The following is a 468-nucleotide window of genomic DNA, read 5'->3' as shown; positions in this document are numbered from 1 at the left end:
CGAAACTTCCAATCCGTCGGGCTGCCGTCCTCGACAAGGCAGGCGGGGCAGTAGCGCTTGGCCTGCGGCAAGAGAAAGGACTTCGAGGTCGGCTCCCCACGGAACTCACCGCCGCGCTGAAACACCCGAATGGCGTTCCGATGGAGATCGGCGCAGGGATGCCCGGTTGCCCCTGCCAGAGCGGCCACGGCTTCAGGGCGGCCGGAAACGAAGTGCTCATGGTGGATGCCGCAGTCCTTGAGGAGCCGCTCCATCCCACGACCGGTGTGGTACATGGACAGGCGATCAGCGTAGGACGTCAGGATCTCTTGCGGATCGAAGGGCAGCATCGGCGACAGCATCGTCACTGGCCCCACCCGATGGCCTGCAACTCCTGCTGAACAACCTCCCAGTCTGTCGCACGGAAAGGCGTGACACCGATGCACTTGTCGGTCTTGCGATAGACGGCCTCTGCCCGCTCCAGCGAGA

At 64.1% G+C, this 468-nt stretch carries 1 protein-coding gene; it reads right to left on the bottom strand.

Translation table 11 applies throughout. From position 1 onward, the window contains the following. Positions 1 to 341, bottom strand: a 341-nt coding sequence (locus Q5L94_RS13370; RefSeq protein ID WP_317498859.1) for a TniQ family protein, incomplete at its 3' end; no start/stop codon positions are given. Positions 342 to 468 lie beyond the last annotated feature (127 nt).

The sequence above is a fragment of the Idiomarina sp. Sol25 genome, from assembly GCF_033052775.1.
Classification (GTDB): Bacteria; Pseudomonadota; Gammaproteobacteria; order Enterobacterales; family Alteromonadaceae; genus Idiomarina.
This window is presented reverse-complemented; position numbering and strand designations above follow the sequence as displayed.